This window comes from Streptomyces chlorus (assembly GCF_042655885.1).
GTDB lineage: Bacteria > Actinomycetota > Actinomycetes > Streptomycetales > Streptomycetaceae > Streptomyces > Streptomyces chlorus.
In genome coordinates, this window is the sequence record NZ_JBHSOA010000117.1 from 1 (window position 1) to 6282 (window position 6282).

General features: G+C 71.7%; 2 protein-coding genes. Both read left to right on the forward strand.

Annotated features, from left to right (window positions below):
- Positions 1-694: 694 nt before the first annotated feature.
- Positions 695-4477 carry a S8 family serine peptidase gene (locus ACFPZI_RS33335; RefSeq protein WP_381370913.1) on the forward strand — a complete coding sequence of 1261 codons (3783 nt, stop codon included), beginning with the start codon at positions 695-697 and terminating at the stop codon, positions 4475-4477.
- 123 nt (positions 4478-4600) lie between these two features.
- Positions 4601-5605, forward strand: a complete 1005-nt coding sequence (locus tag ACFPZI_RS33340; protein WP_381370914.1) for a helix-turn-helix domain-containing protein — start codon at positions 4601-4603, stop codon at positions 5603-5605.
- The last annotated feature ends 677 nt before the right edge of the window (positions 5606-6282 follow it).

The following is a 6282-nucleotide window of genomic DNA, read 5'->3' on the forward strand; positions in this document are numbered from 1 at the left end:
GACGACCTTCTTCTCACTCATGCCATTACCCCTATCCCAGGAGAAATTGTTGATGAGTCAACTGAAACACATTCTGGTTGATTAATCAACTTGTTGCGTTGAGCCATGCTCGCCGCGAAAGTCGCCCGAGTGGCACAACGCGACCGGCCGGACTCCCAGTTCGGCCCACACGCGGGCGGCGTTCAGGGCCGCCGCCATGACCGCGAGGAGGCCGTCCAGGGGCTTGAGCACCGGCTTCACCCGAGCCAGAAGAGCTCTCCGCGACGAGGATGGAGGAGCTCCGTGCCCATCCGCCCGGCTGGACCTCTGTCAGGCGCGCCGAACCTTCGGCCGGCGGGGCGGAGGTCCGACTACGCAGGCCCCGGCTCTCCGCCGGGAGTACTACGGGCTTGCCGCTCAGTCGACCCGGACTGACTCACTGCCGGTGCCGCCGCAACCTCATCGAGGGGGTGGGGACTTGCGACAGGCACGGTGTGCACGTCGACATCGCCGGTCAGCGGGCCCTCGCCGACGTCGTCTCGCTCCCGATGCCGGCGGCGTCCCGCTGAACGCGCCCCTTCGGGCGACGGCTCCGATGTCGCGGTTGCGACATGTCCCACCTGTGCCAGCGAAAACGAGTGACACGGCGATCGGCACCGCCGGATTCTGTCCAGCGCGCACACATCCCACGCGCTGGACGGAAGGCACTGCACATATGAGACGGATCCGCCTGGTAGTGGCGATATCGACAGGACTCGTCCTGATCTCCGGCGCGGTGGCGTCGGCCGCCGCCACATCCGACACAGCGCCCCCATCCCGAGAAGCGGCCCACAAGGCACCGTCGAAGCACCTGGGCACCGTTCGCCTGATCACCGGCGACCGGGTGACCGTGGGCACGGACGGCGACGGGCGGCGGACCGCCTCGGTGACGCCCGGGCCCGGACGACGCCACGTCGTCTTCCGGACGTACGAGGACGGGCGTCTGACGGTCCTGCCGTCCGACGCCGGGAACCTGGTCGCGGCGGGGCTGGTGGACCGGAACCTGTTCGACGTGGGCGCCCTCCTCGCACAGGGCTACGACGAGGCGCACGCCGACGCGCTGCCCCTGATCGTGACGGGGGCCGACGGTGCGGCGGCGCCCGCCGTCCGGCGCCTGACGGACCTCGCCGAGGACGGCTCCCCGGTCCGCCGCCTGGACAGCATCGGCGCGCGCGCCGTGCGGGTCGCGGACGACGACCTCGGCCGGTTCTGGAAGCAACTGGCGCCGGACACCGACGAGATGAACGCCGCACGGGCGGCGGGCACCCCGCGGGTGTGGCTGGACGGCCGGGTGCGGGCCACCCTCGACCGCAGTGTGCCGCAGATCGGCGCGCCCGCGGTGTGGAAGGCGGGCCAGCAGGGCGAGTCGGTCAAGGTTGCGGTGCTGGACACCGGCGTGGACCAGTCGCATCCGGACCTGGCCGGCCGGATCTCCGAGGCCCGGGACTTCTCCGACAGTTCCGGGACGGGGGACGCCTTCGGGCACGGTACGCATGTAGCGTCGATCGTCGGCGGCAGCGGCGCGGCGTCCGCCGGGGGCAAGGGCGGCAAGGGCGTGGCGCCTCTGGCCGACCTGATCGTCGGCAAGGTGCTCGGGGACGACGGCTTCGGTACCGAGTCCCAGGTGATCGCCGGCATGGAGTGGGCGGCGGGCAGCGGTGCCAAGGTCGTCAACATGAGCCTGGGCTCGGACGCTCGGAACGACGGCACGGACCCGATGAGTCTGGCGCTGAACGAACTCACCGAGCGCACGGGCGCGTTGTTCGTCGTCGCGGCCGGCAACGCGGGCGCACAGGGCAGAGGCACCGTCGGCTCCCCCGGTGTCGCGGACGCGGCGCTCACGGTGGGCGCGGTCGACCGGGACGGCGGGCTCGCGCCGTTCTCCAGCCGCGGTCCCCGGGCCGGTGACGACGCCGTCAAGCCCGACCTGACGGCTCCGGGTGTGGGCATCGTGGCGGCTCGCGCGGACGGTACGACCATGGGCGAGCCGGTCGACGCCCGGCACGTGGCGGCCTCCGGCACGTCGATGGCGACCCCGCACGTGGCGGGTGCGGCGGCGCTGCTCGCCCAGCGGCACCCGGACTGGAGCGCGGCCCGGTTGAAGGACGCGCTCGTCAGCACGGCCCGTACGGCGGCCGGTCAGGAGGTCACCGAGCAGGGCGGCGGACTCGTCGACGTGGCCGCGGCCGCGCTGGGTCCGGTCACCGCCACCGGCACCGTCGCTCTGGGCCCGCTTCAGACGGGTGGCGGCGAGCCGCGTACTACGCGGCTGCGGTACACGAACACCTCGGGCTCCGACATCACGCTGGCGCTCACGGCCCGGCTGGCCACGGCCGGGGGACGGCCGCCCGGCGAGGGCGCGGTGAAGCTCGGCTCCGGCTCGGTCAGGGTGCCCGCGGGCGCCACCGCCGACGTACCGCTGACGGTCGATCCGGCCCGGGTGCAGCAGGGCGACTATTACGGCTATGTGACCGCGGTGTCCGGGGACGGGAAGGTCACCGTGCACACCACGGTCAGCCTGGCCGTGCAAGGGCCGACGCACCGGCTCACCGTCCGGACGGTGGACCTCGCCGGCCAGCGGGTGGAGGCGCTGCCGACCATCTGGGGCCCGGACGGCTTCGTGGGCTACACCGGCACCGACCCCGCCGTCGCGGAGGTCGAGGAGGGCACCTACCAGCTGGACTACTCGTCCCTGGACGACGCCGACGGCGGCCAGGAACTGCGGCACGTGGTCCTGCCCGAGGTCAAGGTCACCAAGGACATGACCGTCACACTCGACGTCCGCAAGACCACGCTGGTCGACATCCGCACGCCCCGGCCGGCGGAGCAGCGCGGCATCCTCAGCTACCAGACGTACCGGAAGATCGACGGACGCAGTCTGCTCCAGGGCACGATGTACTTCGATGTCGGCAAGCGCCTGTACGTGAGCCCCACGTCGGCCGTCACCGACGGCACGTTCGAGTTCGCCTCCCGGTGGCAGTTCGTCGCGCCGCTCCTGGAGATGAAGGTGTCCGGCGGCAAGGGCGGTGAGGCGGAGCCGGACGCGTACTACATGCCGTCCTCGCCACTCTTCGACCAGAAGGGCGCGCGCCTGACCGCGGTCGACGCGGGGGACGCCGCCGCCCCCGACTTCTCCCGGGCCCGCGGGAAGCTGGCGGTCCTCACCAACGAACAGACCGTCGGCGAGCGGACCCTGACCGAGCGGGCGGCCGTGGCCGGGGTGCGCGGCGTCGTGCTCGTCCACTTCAACGACAACGCGTGGACCCGGTGGCACCCGGAGGGCGACCGCTGGGGCGTGCCGACCGTCAGGATCGGCGCGAAGGCGGGAGCGGCCCTGCTGAAGCGGATCGGCAGGGGGACCACCACGGTCGGGTTCACCGGAACCGCCCGCAGCCCGTACCTGTACGACGTCATGCAGGTGTCGTCCCAGCGCATCCCCGAGAAGGTCGTGCACACGGTCTCCGAGCGCAACAGCGCCGTCGTGCGGAGCAGGTACGCCGACAACGGCGGCGTGCCCTGGGCCAGTGAGCAGCGTTTCGCTCGCCGGCCGTACCAGGACACGGCCTGGCTGCAGTACACCCGCTACGTACCGACCGGATTCGACCGGACCGAGTACGTGAGCAGCGGTGACACCTCGTGGCAGCATCTGGTGCACCACGAGACGACGTACGACGTGGACGCGCCGCTGCGCGACGGTATGGCGGACACCCCGCGTACGTACCGGGCGGGCGAGCACACCAGCGACACCTGGCAGGCGTCCGTCGTGCGGCCGTCCATCCCGCGCGGCACCACGACGCCGTCCGTGCGCAAGGGCGACGTACTGAGCGTGCGGATACCGGAGTTCACCGACTCGCAGGCCGGTCACCGGTCACGGCTCGCCGCGGGCGGCGGTGGCGGCATCGGGACGCGGGCGGCGGGCGACGCGGCCGAGGCCGTGCTGTACCGCGACGGGCGCCAGGTGGGGCGGGCCGACGGCGGTTTCGCGGACTTCGAGGTGCCGTCGGGCGCGGCCGACCACCGGCTGGACCTGACCACTTCGCGGACCTCTCCGGAGTGGGTCTACGGGACCGGCACCGAGACGTCCTGGTCGTTCCGCTCGGGCACGGCGGACCCGGCGACCACTCTGCCGCTACTCCAGCTCGACTACGACGTGCCGGTCGACGCGTACAACGCGGTGCGGCCGGGCCGTACGCACACCGTCGGTCTGTCGGTCCGCGCCCAGGACGGGCTCGCCGCACCGCGGGGCGTGGGCGTCCAGGTCGAGGTCTCCTACGACGACGGCCGGAGCTGGAGCCGGGCCGGGGTGAAGGCCCGGGAGCACAACTCCTTCGAGGCCACCGTCACCAAGCCGTCCCGGACGCGCGGGGATGCCTTCGTGACACTGAGAGTGACGGCGCGTGACGCGGCGGGCACCTCCGTCCGGCAGACCGTGGAGCGGGCCTACCTGCACCGCGGCTAGGCACTCCGTACGGGTCCGAGGGTGAGCGAGCGAGAAGACCGCTCGCTCACCCTCACCGCCTGTAACACGCGTGCAGTATGGTGTCCGCCGATCATGTAGGCCGGAGGTCGCGGGGAGGACACCATGACGCTGGAGGCCGCAGGGGTGCCGGAAGCCGAGGAGTCCGTATACCGGTATCTGGTGACGGTCAGCCAGGCCTCGGCGGCGGACATCGCCGTGCGCACCGGGCTGAGTCCGGCCGAGGCGGAGGTGGTGCTCGACGCGCTGACCGGGAAGGGCATGGCCAGCCACACCGACCTGCTGCCCCGTCAGTTCCGGGCCACTCCCCCGGATGTGGCGCTGCTGCCGGGGCTGAAGCGGCACGCCGACGCCCTCGACCTCGCCCGTGCCGAGGCCACCAGCCTGCTGGAGGTGTACCGCGACACGATGCGCCGGCGGGACGCCAGCGAACTGATCGAGGTCATCACGGGCGCCGAGGCCCTGCGGCAGCACCTGCGCCAGATCCAGGGCAGCGCGCGGGACGAGATGCTCTGGTTCTGCAAGGCCCAGTACGTGGCCATGCCGTCGGGCAGCAACGACTCCGAGTTCGAGGCCCTGGGGCGGGGCGTGCGCTACCGGGTGCTGTACGAGAAGGCGTTCTTCGACGACGAGGGCGCCGTTGACAACGTTGTTGCGGGCGTACAGGCCGGGGAGGTCGCCCGTGCGGTGCCGCATCTGCCGCTGCGGCTGGCTGTCGCCGACCGGGCCATCGCCATCTGTCCGCTCGTGCCCGGCGGCCCGCGGGGGAACCTGGACGAACCGACCACGGCCCTCGTCCGCGACAGCAATCTGCTCGCCGCCCTCATCGCTCTGTTCGAGCGGTACTGGGAGGACGCGGTGCCGCTGGACGTCGACGACTCGGACGCGGTCGCCGGAACGGACGGCGCCGGCGGACCGGACCCGCTGTCCGCGACGGACCGGCGCCTCCTCGCCCTCCTGGTGTCCGGGGTCGCCGACAAGACGGTGGCCACCCAACTGGGCCTGAGCCGGCGCACGGTGCAGCGGCACATCCAGCGCATGATGGAGCTCGCCGGCGCGGCGACACGTATGCAACTGGCGTGGCAGGCCGCGCGGCGGGGGTGGTTGTAGGGGGCTTCGGGGCCGGGGCTCCCGGAACCCTTCGAAACTGCCCGGATCACGGCGCGGTCGCCAACCGGCCCAAGGAAGCAACACTGCAGGAGTTGAAGGCAGAAAGAGCACGAAAGGAGGAAGGGCACGTACCCTCGCGAAGCAAGCGACGCAACCGGCAACCGGCACGCCCTCAAGCTCACACGACAGCCCTCCCGATGATTACGGCGTAATCACCGACCCCACGGGCGACAGCGAACCGCACGGACACGAAGCGGCCGAACCATCCCCGGCACCGGAGGAACCCGCCACCACAGGGCACCGCGCAACCCCTGCGCCGGCGGCCACCGGGCATGAGCCCTCTGGCGCTGAAACGGGGAAGGACACACCATCCGTTCCCGAGCAGGCCACCGCTCCTACGACAGCGGTCGGTGCAGGAGAGCAGCCGAAGCGGTTCCCCTACGAAGACGGCGGGTACGCGGCACAGCACCTGATCCACAAGATGCCGCCCGAGGAGTTCAACAAGATGCTGGACCTGCTCATCAAGCACAGGGACGGCCGAACTGCCCGCACCGGCTGATCCCGTTACGGCCATGGCCGGCTGACCGAATAGGCGGCAAGCTCATACGCGTCCCTGGAGGCGCCGGACCCTGGCAGAGCCATGTCCAGGGGAACCTGCGCGACGCGCCTGGCCCGAC